The organism is Alteromonas sp. ABV4_150, assembly GCF_056311745.1.
In genome coordinates this window covers 1,241,065-1,260,734 of the sequence record NZ_CM149971.1, presented here as the reverse complement: position 1 = coordinate 1,260,734, position 19,670 = coordinate 1,241,065, and the positions used below count along the sequence as shown (strand labels likewise).

The window sequence follows — 19,670 nt, the reverse complement described above, 5'->3', positions numbered from 1 at the left end:
GGGGCTATAGCTCAGCTGGGAGAGCGCCTGATTTGCATTCAGGAGGTCAGCAGTTCGATCCTGCTTAGCTCCACCATCTACTTGACACTGAGCTTGCATAAGCGAAGTACTGAAGGCTTGTAGCTCAGCTGGTTAGAGCGCACCCCTGATAAGGGTGAGGTCGGCAGTTCAAGTCTGCCCAAGCCTACCATTTCCTTGCTTTAAAAAAGGAAGGTAACAAAGGTAGAAACGTGTCACGTTGGACCCGAAATCCTAATGAATATTTACTGTTTCAGTAAGCATTGATTAGGGTTTTTTACTCTAAAGATGAAAGTACTGCTTCTGCAGGAAACATCAAATGTTCTTTAACAATTTGGAAAGCTGATATTAATAGTAATCAATCAAAATTGAGTAACTGAGAAATCGAAAGATGAACTTTTTACTCTACTTGACTGAATTGCTTGTTATCAATTTATTGATAGCAAGGCAATTCTTCCGATTAGCTTGTCATTCATGCGACATAACTTAGACAGAAGTCAAAAGGCTGTTTGGGGTTGTATGGTTAAGTGACGAAGCGTATACGGTGGATGCCTTGGCAGTTAGAGGCGATGAAGGACGTGTAAGTCTGCGAAAAGCTGTGGTGAGCCGACAAAATGCATTTGAGCCACAGATGTCCGAATGGGGAAACCCACCTGTTTACAGGTATCGTTACGTGAATACATAGCGTAACGAGGCGAACGAGGGGAACTGAAACATCTAAGTACCCTTAGGAAAAGAAATCAATTGAGATTCCCCTAGTAGCGGCGAGCGAACGGGGAACAGCCCTTAAGCTGTATTGAATGTAGTGGAATCCTTTGGGAAGAGGAGCGATACAAGGTGATAGCCCTGTACACGACGCAATCTTTACAGTGAAATCGAGTAGGTCGGGACACGTGTTATCTTGACTGAATATGGGGGGACCATCCTCCAAGGCTAAATACTCCTAACTGACCGATAGTGAACCAGTACCGTGAGGGAAAGGCGAAAAGAACCCCTGTGAGGGGAGTGAAATAGAACCTGAAACCGTATACGTACAAGCAGTGGGAGCCCTTCGGGGTGACTGCGTACCTTTTGTATAATGGGTCAGCGACTTATATTTAGTAGCAAGGTTAAGTGAATAACGGAGCCGTAGCGAAAGCGAGTGTTAACTGCGCGTTTAGTTGCTAGGTATAGACCCGAAACCCGGTGATCTAGCCATGAGCAGGTTGAAGGTTGAGTAACATCAACTGGAGGACCGAACCCACTGACGTTGAAAAGTCAGGGGATGACTTGTGGCTGGGGGTGAAAGGCCAATCAAACCGGGAGATAGCTGGTTCTCCCCGAAATCTATTTAGGTAGAGCCTCGGACGAATTCCATTGGGGGTAGAGCACTGTTAAGGCTAGGGGGTCATCCCGACTTACCAACCCTTTGCAAACTCCGAATACCAATGAGAACTATCCGGGAGACACACGGCGGGTGCTAACGTCCGTCGTGGAGAGGGAAACAACCCAGACCGCCAGCTAAGGTCCCAAAATATTGCTAAGTGGGAAACGATGTGGGAAGGCATAGACAGCTAGGAGGTTGGCTTAGAAGGCAGCCACCCTTTAAAGAAAGCGTAATAGCTCACTAGTCGAGTCGGCCTGCGCGGAAGATGTAACGGGGCTAAGCAATATACCGAAGCTGCGGCAGCAAGTTTACTTGCTGGGTAGGGGAGCGTTGTGTAAGTGGATGAAGGTGAGTTGTAAAGCTTGCTGGACATATCACAAGTGCGAATGCTGACATGAGTAACGATAATGGGAGTGAAAAACTCCCACGCCGGAAGACCAAGGTTTCCTGTCCCATGCTAATCAGGGCAGGGTAAGTCGGCCCCTAAGGCGAGGCAGAAATGCGTAGTCGATGGGAAACGGATTAATATTTCCGTACTTATATAATCAGTGATGGAGGGACGGAGAAGGCTAGGCAAGCTTGGCGTTGGTTGTCCAAGTGAAAGTGCGTAGGCTGAAGACTTAGGTAAATCCGGGTTTTCAAGGCCGAGACACGAGACGAGCTCCCAAGGGAGTGAAGTTGTTGATGCCCTGCTTCCAGGAAAAGCTTCTAAACTTATGATTATATGAACCGTACCCCAAACCGACACAGGTGGTCAGGTAGAGAATACTAAGGCGCTTGAGAGAACTCGGGTGAAGGAACTCGGCAAAATTGTACCGTAACTTCGGGAGAAGGTACGCCTCTGTTTGTGAACACTTCGCGTGGTAAGCAAATGGAGGCCGCAGTGACCAGGTGGCTGGGACTGTTTATTAAAAACACAGCACTCTGCAAACTCGTAAGAGGACGTATAGGGTGTGACACCTGCCCGGTGCCGGAAGGTTAATTGATGGGGTTAGTTTTCGGACGAAGCTCTTGATCGAAGCCCCGGTAAACGGCGGCCGTAACTATAACGGTCCTAAGGTAGCGAAATTCCTTGTCGGGTAAGTTCCGACCTGCACGAATGGTGTAACCATGGCCACGCTGTCTCCACCCGAGACTCAGTGAAATTGAAATCGCAGTGAAGATGCTGTGTACCCGCACCTAGACGGAAAGACCCCGTGAACCTTTACTACAGCTTGGCACTGAACATTGAACCTACATGTGTAGGATAGGTGGGAGGCTTTGAAGCACAGTCGCTAGATTGTGTGGAGCCGTCCTTGAAATACCACCCTTGTATGTTTGATGTTCTAACATTGGTCCCTTATCGGGATTGTGGACAGTGTCTGGTGGGTAGTTTGACTGGGGCGGTCTCCTCCCAAATAGTAACGGAGGAGCACGAAGGTTAGCTAATCACGGTCGGACATCGTGAGGTTAGTGCAATGGCATAAGCTAGCTTAACTGCGAGACAGACACGTCGAGCAGGTACGAAAGTAGGTCATAGTGATCCGGTGGTTCTGTATGGAAGGGCCATCGCTCAACGGATAAAAGGTACTCCGGGGATAACAGGCTGATACCGCCCAAGAGTTCATATCGACGGCGGTGTTTGGCACCTCGATGTCGGCTCATCACATCCTGGGGCTGAAGTCGGTCCCAAGGGTATGGCTGTTCGCCATTTAAAGTGGTACGCGAGCTGGGTTTAGAACGTCGTGAGACAGTTCGGTCCCTATCTGGTGTGGGCGTTGGATGATTGATGGGAGCTGCTCCTAGTACGAGAGGACCGGAGTGGACGAACCGCTGGTGTTCGGGTTGTCATGCCAATGGCATTGCCCGGTAGCTATGTTCGGAACGGATAACCGCTGAAAGCATCTAAGCGGGAAGCCGGCCCAAAGATGAGTCATCCCTGAACTTTAAGTTCTGGAAGGGTTGTTATAGACGATGACGTTGATAGGCAGGGTGTGGAAGCGTTGTAAGGCGTTAAGCTAACCTGTACTAATTGCCCGAGAGGCTTAACCATACAACGCCCAAAAAGCTTTAGGCTTTTGAGTGTTGTAGACAAGCTAAGCTCTGATAAAGAGCAGCAAGTAGAGTGAAAAGTAGTTACTCACGATTGAATTGATATCCAGTTTTCTAGATTGTTACCAGTTTTTCCTGGCAGCCATAGCGATACGGTACCACCTGACTCCATTCCGAACTCAGAAGTGAAACGTATTAGCGCCGATGGTAGTGTGGGGTTTCCCCATGTGAGAGTAGGACACTGCCAGGTCCCATTAAGAAAAACCCGCCTAACGGCGGGTTTTTTGCGTTTGGAAGAAAGAAAAATAATGGGGTCAGAGTACTTTATTACTTTAAGCATCAGGACATAATTATTCCCTTATCCCCCAGTGCAGCTAAGTCAGAGAAAAGTACTCTGACCCCTTTATTTGATAAGTAGAAATGTACTCTGACCCCATTATTTTAGTGTTGTCAGTATTTGTAGACATTCTTATTCGATAAAAGCCTTAATAGAATCGACTTACTTTTAGCAATGTGTAGGTTTTTTGGTAAACTCTTGCGAATAACATTTTAGTCGAAGTAAATAGGACGAACCAATGGCCGTATTCGGTACAGTATTTATGCCACAAATGGCACTTGCTACCTTTGTCAACGATAAGTGGACTGACACCGAATTTGTCAGTGCAGACAGCATTTCACTTCACCCTGGTGCGCATGTGCTCCACTATTCAAGCACTTGTTTTGAAGGCTTAAAGGCATTTAAACACGAAGATGGCAGCATCAATATTTTTAGAATGGACAAGAACATTGAGCGTTTTGCTCAAAGTAGTCGTCTTTTAAATTTGCCTGAAATAGATAAAACGCAAGTTGAAAAGATGATAATCGATATTGTTGCGAAATATGCTTCTGAAGTACCAGAGCCTCCAGGTTCAATGTACATTCGTCCGACACATATCGGAACAGAAGCATCTATCGGGAAAGCTGCTGCGCCTTCAGCAGATTCAATGCTATACGTATTATTGTCTCCGGTCGGTGATTACTTTGCAGGAGGAGCCAAACCCCTTCGTTTGTTGTTAGATGAAACTGGAATGCGGTGCGCTTCACATATGGGAATGGTGAAAAGCGGCGGTAATTATGCCAGTGCATTACCACCTATCCTTAAAGCCCGCGCAGAAGTGCAGGCTGATCAAATCCTGTTTTGTCCCAATGGTGACGTTCAAGAAACCGGTGCAGCAAACTTCTTACTTATTGACGGTGACGAGATCATTACTAAGGGGCTCGACTCAAGCTTCTTACACGGCGTAACCCGCGCAACCGTTCTTCAAATTGCTAAAGATCACGGCATGAAAGTAAGTGAGCGCGATATTACAGTTGAAGAGCTATTAGAACGCTCAGCAAAACCAAATACAGAAGCTGCGCTTTCTGGCACTGCGGCTGTACTAACACCAGTAGGTACGTTTATCCATAATGATAAAGAGTATCAGGTGGGAAGCGGTGAAGCTGGCCCTGTGACAATGAAGCTTAGACAAGCGTTGAATGATATTCAATGGGGTAAAGCTGAAGATACTCACAACTGGTTAGTCAAAGTGCCAAACTAGTTTAATACAAATCCGCATAGATCATTACTCACTCAGCGAGCAATTTTCTAAGCGGATTGGTATAAACAGACACACATAAAAAAGCCTGCATAAGCAGGCTTTTTAGTATCAACGCGGCTTTTGCTTACTTAGCTTGGCCTTGTTTGGCAACTGCATCCATCATCGCTTTAATAGCATCAGCGTCACCTAGGTACTCTTTTGAGATGGGCTTAAGGTTTTCATCTAGCTCATATACTAGCGGCACACCTGTAGGGATGTTAAGACCTAATACTTCTTCGTCTGACATACCATCTAAGTACTTAACAAGCGCACGAAGGCTGTTACCGTGGGCAGCAATAATTACGCGCTTACCAGCCTGGATGTCTGGGCGAATAACGTCGTGCCAATATGGTAGTACACGTTCGATAGTTAGTTTTAGGCTTTCACCACGTGGCAGAATATCAGCATCAACGTTGTTATAGCGCGGGTCGTGCCCCGGGAAATGCTCACTGTCGTCTTCAACTGCTGGAGGTGGAATATCAAAGCTACGACGCCAGATTTTTACTTGCTCTTCACCGTGCTTAGCAGCAGTTTCTGCTTTGTCTAAGCCAGTCAACGCACCATAGTGACGCTCGTTCAGGCGCCAGTGACGCTCAACTGGAAGGTAGTGTTGACCCATCTCTTCAAGGGCAATATTAAGGGTTTTGATTGCGCGAAGAAGTACAGACGTATAAGCCTGATCAAATGTAAATCCAGCATCTTTAAGTAGCTGACCTGCGGTCTTTGCTTGTGCTACACCAGTGTCGGTCAAGTCAACGTCGTGCCAGCCCGTGAAACGGTTTTCCAAGTTCCACTGACTTTCTCCATGACGAATAAGTACCAATTTATACATAGTTGGGTTACCTGCGGCGTTAGAGTGAAATAGTCTGAGATAATTCCAGAAGTTGGACGTTCAGACGTATATTTAAAAACTGCCGTTATCATCCTTGATTGGCGCTTAAAAATCCAGTTTAAGCGGTTATAAAATCGCAGGTAAGACGTGTCTTTGCAGTTAAGATAAGAGATTTATTAAATAAACCGTGTCAGGTCTGGATGGGCAACTTTTATCCATTCTTTCATTGATGGCTCTTCAATAAAGCTGAAATCTTCGAAATCGAATCCAGGCGCGACCGTACAACCTACAAGTGAGTAATCACCCATAGTCGCAGCAGCTTGAAAATTACCTGCTTCAACTACCTCAACATAATCGTTGCTACCACCGCCTATACGGCGTTCCCATAACTGCTGTTTTTGAATTTGGAATAGCTGTAGAGGGGCACCTTCGTAGTGATTCCATACCTCATCGTGTAAAACGCGATGAAAGCGACTGACTTGGCCCTTAAGTAAAAGAAAATAGATATGGGTGAGTGCTGGTCGACTGGCACTATGGACATAGGATGCAGTCTTATTTTCTGAACGAAAAACCTGACGATAAAAACCTCCCTCGGGATGAGGTTCAAGGTTGTATTTCTTAATAAGCGGATGGGTCATGATAACTTCGTTATTATTGTTATTACTTTTACTGATGCTCGCCCTTTGACGATTGTTGAGCATGTTTAAAGTTATTAGGTGCTTAGCGTAGTGCTAAGCATACCGCTTGATAGATTATAAGAAAACAGGAATGTTGCAATTTTGTAAATGGGTAATTGTCTAAAACTGTAATTAGGACAAAAGCTTTCTGTGTCAGGAAAGCTCAAAAGCTTCTATCTGCTCAGAAGTGGTATTTATTCGTACTAGCTGACTTTCGCTACTATAGCGCTCTTTTTTAGTCCAGCACGTCAAAAACATAAGTCTAAAGGAAAAAGATGGCTTACCAATAACTAATCAAAGGTGAACTTTTTTTCACGTTCAGGCCGTACAAATTGACAAATAAGGCGACGGGACAACACCCGTTGCTCGTTTCTTGCGTTGGTAAACTTGAAACGTACACAATATTCACGAACAGGCAAAGAAGGATGGTGAGCGTATGACATATAAGTCTTTTTCGCAGCTTGAAGTAAACGGCAAAAACTTCAAGGCGGTAAATTTTGACGGTATAGGCAGTAAGTATGCGCTCGACAGGCTTCCCTTTTGCATTAAAATTCTGTTGGAAAACCTGATTCGTCATGAAGATGAAGAGTTCGTTAATAGTAATGATATTGAGCAAGTAGCAAAGTGGGATACAGACAATCACGTTGACCACGAAGTGTCTTTTGTACCAGCACGCGTTATTCTTCAAGACTTTACAGGTGTGCCGGCTATTGTTGACTTAGCAGCGATGCGAGATGCAGTTAATCGTTTGGGTGGAGATGCGCAAGCAATTAACCCTTTAAACCCCGTAGAACTGGTTATCGACCACTCAGTAATGGTGGATCACTTTGCTGAAGACAATGCGCTCGAAAAGAATACTGACATTGAAATTCAGCGAAACAGAGAGCGCTATCAGTTTCTGAAATGGGGTCAGTCTAGCTTTGACAACTTCAAAGTGGTTCCACCTGGCCGCGGTATCGTTCACCAAGTTAACCTAGAGTATTTGGCTCGTTGTGCGTTCACTAAAGAACAAGCTGGTGAGACTTTAGTATATCCAGATACCCTTGTGGGTACCGATTCTCACACCACAATGATTAATGGCCTTGGCGTACTTGGCTGGGGTGTGGGTGGTATTGAAGCTGAAGCGGCGATGCTGGGTCAGCCAGTAACAATGTTATTACCAAAAGTGGTTGGCTTCAGGCTTTCAGGTAAGTTACCTGCTGGCGTAACTGCCACCGACATGGTGCTAACTATCACACAACAACTACGTGAACATGGCGTTGTTGGAAAGTTTGTAGAATTCTACGGCCCGGGCCTTAAACACTTAACCACAGCAGATCGCGCAACGATAGCAAACATGGCACCAGAATACGGTGCAACGTGCGGTATTTTCCCTATTGATGATGTTGCGCTAGATTACCTGCGACTCACCGGTCGAGACGAAGATCAAATTGCCCTTGTTGAGGAATATGCAAAGTTCAGTCACTTATGGCATGACGACCACTCTAAAGATGCCCAGTATCATGAAACCCTTGAACTAAACTTAGACGACGTTGTTCCTTCATTAGCTGGACCGAAGCGTCCTCAAGATAGAATTGCTCTTGATAAAGCGGCCGAAGCATTTAAAGAATGGCATCGTTCGCAAATTGACGTGAAAGTGCTTGATGAAGAAACCGATCTCATCGCAGAAGCGGGGTTAGGCACAACAGACGAGGTCGACGAAGACCACGACTCATTCGTGGAGTTCAGAGGAAGTAAGTTTAACCTTGAAGATGGCGCTATAGTAATTGCTGCTATCACAAGCTGTACTAACACGTCGAATCCATCAGTGCTCGTAGGCGCAGGCTTGCTTGCCAAGAAAGCAGCGGAAAAGGGTCTAACCCGTAAGCCGTGGGTAAAAACTTCATTAGCACCTGGTTCGCAGGTTGTTACTCAGTATTTAGAAGATGCTGGTCTTATGGACCCGCTTGAAGCACTAGGCTTCAATTTGGTTGGCTACGGTTGCACAACCTGTATCGGTAACTCGGGTCCATTACCCGATGCCATTACTGATGCTATCAGAAAGGCTAAACTTACGGTGACGTCGGTGCTTTCAGGTAATCGTAACTTCGAAGGCCGTATTCATCCTGATGTGGCGGCAAACTATCTTGCATCGCCGCCGCTAGTAGTTGCGTACGCATTAGCTGGGAATATGAATATAGACATCACCAAAGAGCCACTGGGTCAGGCAAGTGATGGTTCACCTGTTTATTTAAAAGACATTTGGCCTACTGAAGACGAAATTCAGCAATATATTGCTGAAAACGTTACTGGTGATTTGTTTAAAGAAAAGTATGCAGATGTGTTTAAAGGCGCCGGCGAATGGAACGAGCTAGAAGTGAGTAAAACATCTGTTTATGACTGGCCAGAGTCGACTTATATCAAGCACCCACCTTTCTTTGAAGTAATGGGTAAAGAGCCGGAAGCCTTAACAGCAATTGAAAATGCACGATGCTTAGTGAAAGTTGGTGACTCAATCACGACAGACCATATTTCACCTGCGGGGGCCATCGCAAACGATAGCCCAGCAGGAGAGTACCTTCAGGAACAAGGTGTTGAGCCTAAAGACTTCAACTCTTATGGCTCTCGTCGCGGTAACCATGAGGTTATGATGCGAGGTACGTTTGCAAACGTTCGTCTTCAAAATCAACTGGCGCCGGGTACACGAGGAAGTGCGACAACCCATTATCCAAGTGGCGACAGCATGTCTATCTTCCACGCTGCGATGCGCTATAAAGATGACGGAGTACCAGCAGTTGTTATTGGTGGTAAGGAGTACGGCACTGGCTCAAGTCGAGACTGGGCGGCTAAAGGTCCCTCTTTGATGGGTGTGAAAGCAGTATTAGCTGAAAGCTACGAGCGTATTCACCGTTCTAACCTAATAGGTATGGGTATTCTGCCACTTCAATTTAAGTCTGGTGACAGTGCGAGCTCTCTAGAGCTTAAGGGCAATGAGTCTTTTTCTATTGATGCCGTCGAACGCGGGCAGACCGAGGTTGAAGTAAAAGCTGTATCAGACGAGGGGCATACAACTACCTTTATGATGGACATCAGAATCGATACATCTAACGAGTTTACTTACTTCGAAAACGGAGGAATTCTTCATTACGTTATTCGAGAGTATTTAAAACGATAAGCGTTTATAAGATTAAGGCTGTGATTAATTCGCAGCCTTTTTATTTGTGCCCAGCACAGACATCTACTCACCGCCAATAATTTGGACTTGTGCTATATCAGTATCGCCTTTTAATACTTTGAAAATAGCATCTTGCACTAGGGTTCGCATACCATCCTTTGCCGCTTGTGATTTCATTTCTGAAACGCTGGCTTCTTTATAAACCATTGAGCGAAGTTCTGGTGTCATCCCCAATAATTCGTGCACACCTGTTCTGCCTTTATAACCTGTATTTCCACATTCTTCACAGCCTTTGGCTCTGTAGAGTTCAAGTGGGGCCTGAATGTTCAGTTCTGACAAGTGTTCTTGACCGTATTGGCGTTCGATAAACGCCATATCTTTCTCGTCAGCCACGTACTTCTCTTTACAGTTCCCGCACAAGGTTCTTATAAGTCGCTGGGCCAATATACCTACGCATGCGTCTGAAAAGTTTACCGGATCAAGACCTAGGTCAAGTAAACGGGTGATGGTTTCTGGCGCTGAGTTAGTGTGCAGCGTTGAAAGTACTAAGTGACCAGTTAGTGAGGCTTCAATGCCAGCGTGAGCGGTTTCCTTATCACGCATTTCACCAATAAGAATAATATCTGGGTCTGCACGTAAGAATGCTCGAAGTGCTGCGGCAAAGTTAAAGCCAATCTTGGGACTAACTTGAACCTGTTGCAGACCAGGTTGAGTGATTTCTACCGGGTCTTCGGCCGTCCAAATTTTCTTTTCAGGCGTATTTAAATATCCCAATATAGCGTGAAGCGTAGTGGTTTTACCGGAACCTGTAGGGCCTACAACCAGTAAAATACCGTGAGGCTTTTTAATCATCTCTTCCAACCGTGTACGGTTGGTGGGCGCTAAATTCATCTTGTCGATGGGCATCGCTCCGCCTGATGCCAAAATACGCATTACTACACCCTCACCGGCTACGGTAGGAATGGTCGCCACACGCACTTCTACGAGCTTACCGTTCATTCTAAATGCGAGCTTGCCATCCTGAGGTACGCGCTTTTCGGCGATATTAAGGTTCGACATTATCTTAATACGCGCAATCACAGCATTATGGTGCGAGTGAGGTACCTGGTTCATATCGCGGCATACGCCATCCACGCGCATGCGAACACGAGTAGGCGCATTCTTTTCAGGGTCTATATGAATATCTGAGGCGTTTAAACGTTTAGCATCGTGCAATATACGACTTACCAAGCGGACAACTGCTGGCGCATCGTCTGAAAGCTCATCAATCTGATCTTCATTTTCGTCGGTAGATGAGCCAATTTCATCAAGGATGTCGCTCATTTCACCTGGGCCGCCGCCACCGCTATTCTCCCCTAAATATTGAAGAATAAGACTAGGTAAGCTTACGGCTATTTCGTAGCTATCTATGCCCATAGCGCTTTCTATTTCCATTAAGAGCGCGGCATTGTTTGGCTCAGCCATTAGCACAATGGGTTTATCATGTGCATCGGCGATAACTGCAACATAGTTTCGCTTAAGGTAAGAAACATTTAGGCGACTTTCGTTTTCAAATCTGTGATATTTTTCCGGCAGGTAAGAAATGAACGGCACTTGATAGTGAATTGAAAGAGAGTTGCCAATTTCATCTTCCGATATACGATGTTCAGATACTAACCGCTGCACCAAAGCGCGAATGTCTGGTGTGGTCGCTTGTAAGTCGGTGAGAGTCGTTTCTTCTAGTAAGCTTTTGTGAACTAACAGGTCAAAGGGGTTATTGGTGCCGCCTAATTCAAACCTGAATTTATCACCAAGAATAAGCGCTAATGCATTCCCACGTTTGAGGTCCTCTTCGGTAAACCCGCCGCTTGCCTTATTGATGATCTGAATAACACCCATTAACACCCCAGCGTTCATTATTGGTACGCAAAGAATGTTTTGAGTTCTAAAGTCATTGTCTTTATCGAATTTATCGGCAAATCGAAGACGAGGGTGAATGCTTTGAAGTAGTGTCGGGTTGTAAGGGTCATCAATGACAACAGGCTTTTGAGAAAGCGCAACGTAGCCAGCAATCGACATGGGGCTAATCGGTACTTTTATCTCTAGGGTTTCTTTACCAGTTTTGAATCTGGCGACCAGGTCTTGGTGTTGACGACGGCGTTGAAAAATACTCATGCGTGTGGCGTCAAACAAGCCAAGTATCATAGGTTCTAATAGGCTGTAGGCATCTAACAACGTAGAGTGGTTATTTAAGATGCGCTTTATTTGTGCAAATGTTTGCTGGTTATTTACTACTTCCATATTCTCACTACTAATAATGTTGGCGCCTATTCCTTTATGCTACGGACGCTACAAGCATGTTTTACGCTAGGGTATCAAGATATACCGTTACCCTAAAAGCAACAATACTACTTATAGACAGTTACATACACAGTTATAGCGTAAAAATATGTGTATAAAAAGCAAACTGCCTCTTGCATTGCCCTCTGCTTTCTGTATAATTCGCGCCCACTGCCCAATTAGGGTATGAAGTTTTTAGCCGCAACCTCACTGCTTTTAGGGTGGTTGCCGAAGTAACGGATTTATCATTACTGATTAGCCTGTTGCTGGCGTGCTAGAAAAAAGAACAGGGTTCCGATAGGGAACCATCGGTTTACGCACATCTTTTCTTTCCGGAATTAATGGAAGAGAAAAGGTGAATTTTTTTGTTCTTTCGATTGGAGCTTAATCGATGCCAAATCAAAGAATTCGCATTCGTTTGAAAGCGTTTGATCACAAGTTGATCGATCAGTCTACGGCTGAAATCGTTGAAACTGCGAAACGCACTGGTGCTCAGGTAAGTGGTCCTATTCCTCTACCTACTCGCAAAGAACGCTATACAGTTCTGATTTCTCCGCACGTTAACAAAGACGCGCGTGATCAATATGAAATCCGTACTCACAAGCGTTTGGTAGACATCATCGAGCCAACTGATAAAACAGTTGACGCGTTGATGCGTTTGGACTTGGCTGCTGGCGTTGATGTTCAAATCAGCCTGGGCTAATAAGAGAGGGTTATAACAATGGCGATTGGTCTAGTCGGTCGTAAAGTGGGTATGACTCGCATCTTCACTGAAGATGGTACGTCTATCCCTGTGACTGTTATTGAAGCGACCCCAAACCGCGTTACTCAGCTTCGTACTGAGGAAACTGACGGTTATCGCGCTCTTCAGGTTACTGCTGGAACTAAGAAAGCTAACCGCATCAACAAAGCTGAAGCAGGTCACTTTGCTAAAGCTGGTGTTGAAGCTGGACGCACTCTAGTAGAATTCCGCCTAGAAGAAAACGAAGGTGCCGATATTGAAGTAGGCAGTGAAATCACTGTTGAAATCTTTAACGACACTAAAAAGATTGATGTAACTGGTACATCAAAAGGTAAAGGTTTCCAAGGTGCTATCAAACGCTGGAACTTCAGTTCACAGCGTATGACACACGGTAACTCTTTGTCACACCGCGCACCTGGTTCAATTGGTCAAAACCAATCACCAGGTAAAGTATTCAAAGGCAAGAAAATGGCTGGTCAGCTTGGTAACAAGCAAGTGACTACTCAGTCTTTGGAAGTTGTACGTGTTGACGTAGAGAACGGCCTTATCCTAGTTAAAGGTGCCGTACCTGGCGCAACTGGCAACGATGTAATCGTAAAGCCAGCTGTTAAAGCGTAACGTCTGGGGAGTGAACTGATGGAATTAACATTGAAAGACGCGCAAAGCGCTCTTGAAGTATCCGAAGCGACCTTTGGACGTGAATTCAACGAAGCCCTGGTACACCAGGTAGTTGTAGCTTACGGTGCAGGCGCTCGTCAGGGTACAAAAGCGCAGAAAACTCGCGCTGAAGTTCGTGGTGGCGGTAAGAAGCCATGGCGTCAAAAAGGTACTGGCCGTGCACGTGCTGGTACAATCCGTAGCCCAATTTGGGTTGGCGGTGGCCGTGCTTTCGCAGCAAAGCCTCGTGACTTCGACCAAAAAGTTAACAAGAAAATGTATCGCGGTGCACTTAAGAGCATCCTGTCTGAACTAATCCGTCAAGACCGTTTGGTTGTTGTAGAGAAGTTCGGTGTTGACGCACCTAAGACTAAAGCTCTTATTTCTGCACTTAACGAATATGAACTAAATGATGTTCTAATCGTTACTCCAGAAGTTGATGAGAACTTGTTCCTAGCGGCGCGCAACTTGTACAAAGTTGACGTACGTGACGTAGCAGGCATCGACCCAGTGAGCTTGATTGCATTTGAAAAAGTGCTAATTACTGCTGATGCGGTTAAACAACTTGAGGAGGCGTTAGCATGAAAGAAGAACGTCTACTGAAGGTGCTAGTAGCACCTCACGTTTCAGAAAAGTCTACAATGGCTGCTGAAGCGAACAACACAGTTGTATTTAAAGTAGCTAAAGACGCGAACAAAGCTGAAATCAAAGCTGCAGTTGAAAAACTGTTTGAAGTTGAAGTTGAAGGTGTTCGTACTGTGAACGTTAAGGGTAAAACCAAGCGTCACGGCATGTCTTTCGGTAAGCGCAGCGACTGGAAAAAGGCCTACGTGGTTCTTAAAGAAGGTCAGGACATCGACTTTGTCGGTGGTGCTGAGTAAGAAGGGGATTAGAAATGCCATTATTGAAAGCTAAGCCAACTTCTGCCGGTCGTCGTCACGTTGTTCAGGTCGTAAATCCTGACCTGCACAAAGGTGCACCGTACGCACCTTTGCTTGAAAAGAACAGCAAATCTGGCGGTCGTAACAACAATGGTCGTATTACCACTCGTCACATTGGTGGTGGTCATAAGCAACACTACCGTGTAATCGACTTTAAACGCAATAAAGACGGCATTCCAGCCAAAGTTGAGCGTTTAGAATACGATCCAAACCGTTCTGCAAACATTGCACTAGTATTGTACGCAGACGGTGAACGTCGTTACATTCTGGCTCCAAAGGGTATGAAAGCAGGTGATGCAATCCAGTCTGGTTCGGGCGCTCCGATCAAGTCTGGTAACACGCTACCTATGCGTAACATCCCTGTAGGTACTGTTGTACACGCAATTGAAATGAAGCCTGGCAAGGGTGCACAAATCGCACGTTCTGCTGGTGCTTACGCTCAGATCCTAGCACGTGACGGAAACTACGTTACCCTACGTCTACGCTCTGGCGAAATGCGTAAAGTTCTTTCTGATTGCCGCGCCACCATTGGTGAAGTTGGTAATGCAGAACACATGCTTCGTTCACTAGGTAAAGCTGGTGCTACACGCTGGCGTGGTATTCGTCCTACCGTTCGTGGTGTTGCCATGAACCCGGTTGATCACCCACACGGTGGTGGTGAAGGTCGTACATCAGGCGGTCGTCACCCAGTAACTCCTTGGGGTGTTCCTACCAAAGGTAAGAAAACCCGAAGCAACAAGCGTACTGATAAGCTTATCGTACGTCGTCGAAACAAGTAATAGCGAGGATTCACCATGCCACGTTCTCTCAAGAAAGGTCCTTTTATTGACCTTCACTTGCTGAAGAAGGTAGAGGCTGCAGTGGAAAAGAACGAACGTAAACCAATCAAAACTTGGTCTCGTCGTTCTATGATCATCCCAGATATGATTGGGTTGACCATTGCGGTCCATAACGGTCGCCAACATGTACCTGTCATTATTAGTGACGAAATGGTCGGCCACAAGTTGGGCGAATTTGCGCCAACGCGTACTTACCGCGGCCATGTCGCGGATAAGAAAGCTAAACGTTAAGGGGTAGGAAGATGGAAGCATTAGCTAAACACCGTTTTGCCCGCACGTCGGCTCAAAAGGCACGCTTGGTTGCGGATCAAATTCGCGGTCTACACGTAGAGAAAGCTTTAGAAGTTCTTGCGTACAGCCCGAAGAAAAGCGCAGCGCTAGTAAAGAAAGTTTTGGAATCTGCGATTGCTAACGCAGAGCACAACGAAGGCGCGGACATCGACGAGCTAGTCGTTGCCAAAGTTTTCGTTGACGAAGGTCCAACTATGAAACGCATCAAGCCACGTGCTAAAGGCCGTGCTGATCGTATCTTTAAGCGCAGCAGTCACATCACTGTGGTTGTAGCGGATAACTAGGAGTAGATAATGGGACAGAAGGTACATCCTACAGGTATACGCCTGGGTATCAGCAAACCATGGACTTCTACCTGGTACGCTAATACTGCAGACTATGCAGACAACCTGTATAACGATCATCAGGTACGTCAGTATCTGACTAAGCAACTAAAGAACGCTTCACTTTCTAAAATCGTGATCGAGCGTCCTGCTAAGAGCATCCGTGTGACTATTCACACTGCTCGTCCAGGCGTAGTAATCGGTAAGAAAGGTGAAGACGTAGAGAAGTTGCGTAACTACGTATCTAAGCTAGCCGGTGTGCCAGCTCAGATCAACATCGCTGAAGTACGTAAGCCAGAGCTAGATGGCCAGCTAGTAGCTGACAGCATCTCTAGCCAGCTAGAGCGTCGTGTTATGTTCCGTCGTGCTATGAAGCGCGCAGTTCAAAACGCAATGCGTCTAGGCGCGAAAGGTATTAAAGTTGAAGTTAGCGGCCGTTTGGGCGGTGCAGAGATTGCACGTTCTGAATGGTACCGTGAAGGTCGCGTTCCTCTGCACACTTTCCGTGCGGACATCGATTACGCAACCTCTGAAGCGTCAACTACTTACGGTATCATCGGCGTTAAAGTATGGATCTTCAAAGGTGAAGTTCTAGGTGGTCTACCTACAACTCAAGAGCAAGCACCAGCTGCTCAACCTAAGAAGAAAGGCCGCAACGCTAAGCGAGAGGGCTAATCATGTTACAACCAAAACGCATGAAGTTCCGTAAGATGCACAAAGGCCGCAACCGCGGCTTCGCAGCGGGTAGCACTGTTGCCTTTGGTACTTACGGCCTTAAAGCAGTTGGCCGTGGTCGAATGACTGCGCGCCAAATCGAAGCAGCGCGTCGTGCTATGACTCGTCACGTTAAGCGTCAAGGTAAAATTTGGATTCGAGTTTTCCCTGACAAGCCAATTACTGAGAAGCCTCTTGAAGTGCGTCAAGGTAAAGGTAAAGGTAACGTTGAGTACTGGGTATGCCAAATTCAGCCTGGTCGTGTTCTTTACGAGATGGAAGGTGTTCCTGAAAATCTTGCACGCGAAGCGTTTGAATTGGCAGCGGCTAAACTGCCATTTAAAACAACCTTTGTAACTCGGACGGTGATGTAATGAAAGCGACTGAACTGAAAGACAAAAGCGTAGAAGAGCTGAACGCAGAGTTGATTAACCTGCTACGCGAACAGTTCAACCTACGCATGCAGCACACAACAGGTCAGCTTGAAAAAACTGATCAGTTGAGAAAAGTACGTCGTAACATCGCGCGTGTTAAAACCATTCTGACTCAAAAGGCTGATGCGTAATGACTGAGCAAAAAATTCGTACAGTACAAGGTCGTGTGGTTAGCAACAAGATGGACAAAACCATCACTGTTGTAGTTGAACGTTTTGTTAAGCACCCTATCTACGGGAAGTTCATCAAGCGCTCTACTAAGCTTCACGCCCACGACGAAAACAACGTGTGCAACCAAGGTGACGTAGTAACAGTACGTGAATGTCGCCCGCTATCTAAGAACAAATCTTGGATGCTAGTTGACGTTGTTGAAAAAGCTGGCGTTTAATCGCTAACTTTTTTCAAAGTCTTAAAAAAGCCGCTTTCGAGCGGCTTTTTGTTTTCTTTGACCTGTCCAAAAAAGCACTCACGCTTCCTTTCACTTACGCGTTCACAATCTGGTGGTAAAGCGCGGCATACTCTCTTGCCATATTCTCTATGCTAAAGTGTGTTTTCACATGCCGGTGAAGTGCTTTACCTAATGCTATTTTTTCCTCGGGTTCCGCTATCAATGAGCTTACTGCTTGCACAAGCCCGCTGACATCTCCAGGGCTTACCATCAACCCTGTTTCCTTGTGTTTTATAATTTCCGGAATTCCGCCAACGGGTGTTGATATAACAGCACGTTTGCTTATCCCTGCTTGAAGAAGTATAACGCCAAGGCCTTCAGCGTAAGCGGGGTGAACCAGCGCGTCTATATTAGGCAATATGCTAGCGACGTCGTTAGTAAACCCACACAGCTTTACGCTACTGTGCAGGTTGTACTTGTCGATTAACGACTTATAGTGTTCTTCTTGAGAGCCCTTACCAAAGAGAAGGCAAGTAAGGTTATTGAATTGCGTGGTTAGTTCGCGCATAGCGAATATTAAATCGGCTTGCCCTTTGCGGGGAATATATTGTGCAAAATTAGCGATAACGAAGTGGTTCTGTGGAATAGTAAACTTATTCCTTAACCACTGCTGGTCAGAAGGCTGTCCGTATTCTTCCTGGTCGACGGCAGAGTGAATAATTCCTTGGTATTTCACTTTATCGCAATGCTTTGAGACTACATTATGGACGCCCTCCGATATGCTTATAACAGCTTCGTATCCTCGATATTTAAAGCGAGCGAATTTACTTTCAGTGTTATCTACACGTCGGGTACATACCGCCGGTATTCCGGTGAACTTTGCTGCCAGTGCGCCCCAGACATCAGCGCCGCGTCTACTATGTACGTGAATCACATCGGGCTTAATACGTTTTACAGCATCAAGTAAACGCTTAAAGCCCATTAGGTCGGTATCGCCTTTGTAGTCAATAGAGAGGGTGTTACAGCGGTTAAAGTTATAATGGCTAATTTCGCTATTCGCCGAACAAAGAAGAAGTTGGGTAAACCTACAGTCTTTATCTAGCGCATCGATAAGATAAGTTACTTGCTTCGCACCACCGTATAAATGCCTTCCCAACTCGATATGCAGAACGTTAATGTTGAATGAATGCTTGTTGTTCATACTAATGGCTTATATATGGTTTAAGCTGATTAAAGACGTGTTCAGGTGTCACTCGCTTCATGCAGTCAAAGCGTCCATAGCACGTAGGTTTTCGCTTACAGGGAGCGCACGCCATGTCTTCAAACAGTACATGGGTATCTGCATTGTTTGTGATGGTGTAGGGTCTCGTTGAACCAAAAATGGCAATTGTTGGTTTTTTATAGCTTGTAGCTAAATGGGTTAGACCAGTATCTACACCAACAAACGCATGGCAAAGCGATAGCACGCTTACAGACTCCTCTAAGCTAATTTTTCCTGCCAGCGAAACTACCCCGTTACATTCAAAGGTTAAGGCTTCAGCTTTTGCAGTATCTCCAGGGCCTCCCAAAATAGCGATAGGTAAACTAGAGTGTTTGCGTACTTTGTGAATTAAACTTTGCCAGTGTTCAGAAGGCCAATGCTTTTGAGGGCGAGTGGTAAAAGGCGCGATGGCTATAAAGGGTTGTGTTAAGCCTAAGTGACTAGTTTTCGATATCGCTGACTGCGTAGCTGCGCTACTTGATCTGATGCACATTTCATAGCCTGAGCTATCATTGTTTTCAGCGCTGCAAAGTGAAAATAGTGTTTTAGCAAGATGTCGATATTCGCTGCTAATCTGTTGTGATGTTGGTTTATCTAGCGCGAGCGTGAGTAATCTTTGGCTATTTTCCTTGCTTTTGAAACCTATGCGTTGTGAAGCACCACTGATGTAAGCCAGCAAAGCACTTTTCAACAGACCTTGCGCTTCAATTGCCACTTTGAAGTTCTTATCTCTGAGCTGTTTTCTAAATGCTTTTATAGTTTTAAAAAGCGCCCAGTATTTTTTAGCCTTTAACAGAGCGCGCCATTCGTTTTTAGGCCACGCAATAACGTGGTCGACATAGGGGTGACTGCTAACTAATTCGGCAAAGGGAGCTTCTACTAACCAGGTTAATTCAACAGGCTTACCGTGTTGGGAATAACTTTGCTTAATGCTAGACGGTAGGCCAGAAGCCATTACAATATCGCCAATGGCGCTAAGCCTGATAAAAAGAATTTGTTGTACGTCTTTAGGCATTAGAATAGGCTTTCAAAACTCATGTGAAGCTAACTAATTAGCAATATCATCA

18 protein-coding genes, 2 tRNA genes and 2 rRNA genes are annotated in these 19,670 nt (G+C 45.7%); 17 read left to right on the top strand and 5 right to left on the bottom strand.

Annotated elements, in window-relative coordinates; all coding sequences use genetic code 11:
* From ACYX4M_RS05495 to ACYX4M_RS05475, 5 genes are all read left to right on the top strand, one after another.
* Positions 1 to 76, top strand: a tRNA-Ala gene (locus tag ACYX4M_RS05495).
* Positions 77 to 113: 37 nt separating this feature from the next.
* Positions 114 to 190, top strand: a tRNA-Ile gene (locus tag ACYX4M_RS05490).
* Between the two features lie 349 nt (positions 191 to 539).
* A 23S ribosomal RNA gene (locus ACYX4M_RS05485) occupies positions 540 to 3,416 on the top strand.
* Positions 3,417 to 3,549: 133 nt separating this feature from the next.
* Positions 3,550 to 3,665, top strand: a 5S ribosomal RNA gene (gene rrf, locus ACYX4M_RS05480).
* Between the two features lie 325 nt (positions 3,666 to 3,990).
* Positions 3,991 to 4,992: a branched-chain amino acid aminotransferase gene (locus tag ACYX4M_RS05475; RefSeq protein ID WP_476082198.1), complete on the top strand. Its 1,002-nt coding sequence runs from the start codon at positions 3,991 to 3,993 to the stop codon at positions 4,990 to 4,992.
* Positions 4,993 to 5,116: 124 nt separating this feature from the next.
* Here ACYX4M_RS05475 and gpmA read toward each other — a convergent pair whose 3' ends face one another.
* Together gpmA and ACYX4M_RS05465 are read right to left on the bottom strand one after the other, a co-directional pair.
* Entirely contained in the window at positions 5,117 to 5,863 is a 747-nt protein-coding gene (gene gpmA, locus ACYX4M_RS05470; RefSeq protein ID WP_012516952.1) for a 2,3-diphosphoglycerate-dependent phosphoglycerate mutase, read from the bottom strand.
* A 176-nt stretch (positions 5,864 to 6,039) separates the two neighbouring features.
* Positions 6,040 to 6,501 carry a cupin domain-containing protein gene (locus ACYX4M_RS05465; RefSeq protein WP_476082197.1) on the bottom strand — a complete coding sequence of 154 codons (462 nt, stop codon included), beginning with the start codon at positions 6,499 to 6,501 and terminating at the stop codon, positions 6,040 to 6,042.
* Positions 6,502 to 6,976: 475 nt separating this feature from the next.
* Here ACYX4M_RS05465 and acnA point away from each other — a divergent pair, with 475 nt between their 5' ends.
* Entirely contained in the window at positions 6,977 to 9,694 is a 2,718-nt protein-coding gene (gene acnA, locus ACYX4M_RS05460; protein WP_476082196.1) for an aconitate hydratase AcnA, read from the top strand.
* 63 nt (positions 9,695 to 9,757) lie between these two features.
* On the opposite strand, the gene ACYX4M_RS05455 is transcribed toward acnA, so the two are convergent.
* Positions 9,758 to 11,974: a GspE/PulE family protein gene (locus ACYX4M_RS05455; RefSeq protein ID WP_476082195.1), complete on the bottom strand. Its 2,217-nt coding sequence runs from the start codon at positions 11,972 to 11,974 to the stop codon at positions 9,758 to 9,760.
* Between the two features lie 430 nt (positions 11,975 to 12,404).
* On the opposite strand from ACYX4M_RS05455, the gene rpsJ reads away from it, so the two are divergent.
* The 11 genes from rpsJ to rpsQ are packed head-to-tail and all read left to right on the top strand — an operon-like array spanning position 12,405 to position 17,342.
* Positions 12,405 to 12,716: a 30S ribosomal protein S10 gene (rpsJ, locus tag ACYX4M_RS05450; protein WP_010179497.1), complete on the top strand. Its 312-nt coding sequence runs from the start codon at positions 12,405 to 12,407 to the stop codon at positions 12,714 to 12,716.
* A gap of 18 nt (positions 12,717 to 12,734) precedes the next feature.
* On the top strand, positions 12,735 to 13,373 hold the full coding sequence (gene rplC / locus ACYX4M_RS05445; RefSeq protein ID WP_014947975.1) for a 50S ribosomal protein L3: 639 nt from the start codon (positions 12,735 to 12,737) through the stop codon (positions 13,371 to 13,373).
* 18 nt (positions 13,374 to 13,391) lie between these two features.
* Complete coding sequence (gene rplD, locus ACYX4M_RS05440; protein WP_118490523.1) at positions 13,392 to 13,997, top strand: 50S ribosomal protein L4; 606 nt, start codon at positions 13,392 to 13,394, stop codon at positions 13,995 to 13,997.
* Entirely contained in the window at positions 13,994 to 14,293 is a 300-nt protein-coding gene (gene rplW / locus ACYX4M_RS05435; RefSeq protein ID WP_012516959.1) for a 50S ribosomal protein L23, read from the top strand. Before rplD ends, rplW begins: the two co-directional genes overlap by 4 nt.
* 14 nt (positions 14,294 to 14,307) lie before the next feature.
* The gene (gene rplB / locus ACYX4M_RS05430) at positions 14,308 to 15,132 is read left to right on the top strand and encodes a 50S ribosomal protein L2 (RefSeq protein WP_012516960.1); all 825 of its coding nucleotides are present in this window, start codon (positions 14,308 to 14,310) and stop codon (positions 15,130 to 15,132) included.
* Positions 15,133 to 15,147: 15 nt separating this feature from the next.
* Positions 15,148 to 15,423 (top strand): 30S ribosomal protein S19, encoded by a 276-nt coding sequence (gene rpsS, locus ACYX4M_RS05425; protein ID WP_012516961.1) that lies wholly within the window; start codon positions 15,148 to 15,150, stop codon positions 15,421 to 15,423.
* An 11-nt stretch (positions 15,424 to 15,434) separates the two neighbouring features.
* Positions 15,435 to 15,767: a 50S ribosomal protein L22 gene (rplV, locus tag ACYX4M_RS05420; protein ID WP_012516962.1), complete on the top strand. Its 333-nt coding sequence runs from the start codon at positions 15,435 to 15,437 to the stop codon at positions 15,765 to 15,767.
* 9 nt (positions 15,768 to 15,776) lie between these two features.
* Entirely contained in the window at positions 15,777 to 16,481 is a 705-nt protein-coding gene (gene rpsC, locus ACYX4M_RS05415) for a 30S ribosomal protein S3 (protein ID WP_014947978.1), read from the top strand.
* A 2-nt stretch (positions 16,482 to 16,483) separates the two neighbouring features.
* Positions 16,484 to 16,894, top strand: coding sequence for a 50S ribosomal protein L16 (gene rplP / locus ACYX4M_RS05410; protein ID WP_012516964.1), 411 nt, complete (start codon positions 16,484 to 16,486; stop codon positions 16,892 to 16,894).
* Positions 16,894 to 17,085 carry a 50S ribosomal protein L29 gene (gene rpmC, locus ACYX4M_RS05405; RefSeq protein WP_012516965.1) on the top strand — a complete coding sequence of 64 codons (192 nt, stop codon included), beginning with the start codon at positions 16,894 to 16,896 and terminating at the stop codon, positions 17,083 to 17,085. Before rplP ends, rpmC begins: the two co-directional genes overlap by 1 nt.
* The gene (rpsQ, locus tag ACYX4M_RS05400; RefSeq protein ID WP_012516966.1) at positions 17,085 to 17,342 is read left to right on the top strand and encodes a 30S ribosomal protein S17; all 258 of its coding nucleotides are present in this window, start codon (positions 17,085 to 17,087) and stop codon (positions 17,340 to 17,342) included. The genes rpmC and rpsQ overlap by 1 nt, the downstream gene beginning before the upstream one ends.
* Positions 17,343 to 17,436: 94 nt before the next feature.
* Here rpsQ and ACYX4M_RS05395 read toward each other — a convergent pair whose 3' ends face one another.
* Both ACYX4M_RS05395 and ACYX4M_RS05390 read right to left on the bottom strand, forming a co-directional pair.
* Entirely contained in the window at positions 17,437 to 18,543 is a 1,107-nt protein-coding gene (locus tag ACYX4M_RS05395; RefSeq protein ID WP_476082194.1) for a glycosyltransferase family 4 protein, read from the bottom strand.
* A gap of 1 nt (position 18,544) precedes the next feature.
* Positions 18,545 to 19,618 (bottom strand): glycosyltransferase family 9 protein, encoded by a 1,074-nt coding sequence (locus ACYX4M_RS05390; protein ID WP_476082193.1) that lies wholly within the window; start codon positions 19,616 to 19,618, stop codon positions 18,545 to 18,547.
* Between the last annotated feature and the right edge of the window lie 52 nt (positions 19,619 to 19,670).

Bases quoted from the DNA above. Each gene is read 5' to 3' on its own strand.
- rplP (WP_012516964.1), top strand. From the start codon at position 16,484: ATGTTACAACCAAAACGCATGAAGTTCCGTAAGATGCACAAAGGCCGC.
- rplD (WP_118490523.1), top strand. From the start codon at position 13,392: ATGGAATTAACATTGAAAGACGCGCAAAGCGCTCTTGAAGTATCCGAA.
- rpmC (WP_012516965.1), top strand. From the start codon at position 16,894: ATGAAAGCGACTGAACTGAAAGACAAAAGCGTAGAAGAGCTGAACGCA.
- ACYX4M_RS05395 (WP_476082194.1), bottom strand. From the start codon at position 18,543: ATGAACAACAAGCATTCATTCAACATTAACGTTCTGCATATCGAGTTG.
- ACYX4M_RS05465 (WP_476082197.1), bottom strand. From the start codon at position 6,501: ATGACCCATCCGCTTATTAAGAAATACAACCTTGAACCTCATCCCGAG.
- ACYX4M_RS05390 (WP_476082193.1), bottom strand. From the start codon at position 19,618: ATGCCTAAAGACGTACAACAAATTCTTTTTATCAGGCTTAGCGCCATT.
- ACYX4M_RS05455 (WP_476082195.1), bottom strand. From the start codon at position 11,974: ATGGAAGTAGTAAATAACCAGCAAACATTTGCACAAATAAAGCGCATC.
- rpsS (WP_012516961.1), top strand. From the start codon at position 15,148: ATGCCACGTTCTCTCAAGAAAGGTCCTTTTATTGACCTTCACTTGCTG.
- rplC (WP_014947975.1), top strand. From the start codon at position 12,735: ATGGCGATTGGTCTAGTCGGTCGTAAAGTGGGTATGACTCGCATCTTC.
- ACYX4M_RS05475 (WP_476082198.1), top strand. From the start codon at position 3,991: ATGGCCGTATTCGGTACAGTATTTATGCCACAAATGGCACTTGCTACC.
- acnA (WP_476082196.1), top strand. From the start codon at position 6,977: ATGACATATAAGTCTTTTTCGCAGCTTGAAGTAAACGGCAAAAACTTC.
- rpsC (WP_014947978.1), top strand. From the start codon at position 15,777: ATGGGACAGAAGGTACATCCTACAGGTATACGCCTGGGTATCAGCAAA.
- rpsQ (WP_012516966.1), top strand. From the start codon at position 17,085: ATGACTGAGCAAAAAATTCGTACAGTACAAGGTCGTGTGGTTAGCAAC.
- rplB (WP_012516960.1), top strand. From the start codon at position 14,308: ATGCCATTATTGAAAGCTAAGCCAACTTCTGCCGGTCGTCGTCACGTT.
- rplW (WP_012516959.1), top strand. From the start codon at position 13,994: ATGAAAGAAGAACGTCTACTGAAGGTGCTAGTAGCACCTCACGTTTCA.
- rpsJ (WP_010179497.1), top strand. From the start codon at position 12,405: ATGCCAAATCAAAGAATTCGCATTCGTTTGAAAGCGTTTGATCACAAG.
- gpmA (WP_012516952.1), bottom strand. From the start codon at position 5,863: ATGTATAAATTGGTACTTATTCGTCATGGAGAAAGTCAGTGGAACTTG.
- rplV (WP_012516962.1), top strand. From the start codon at position 15,435: ATGGAAGCATTAGCTAAACACCGTTTTGCCCGCACGTCGGCTCAAAAG.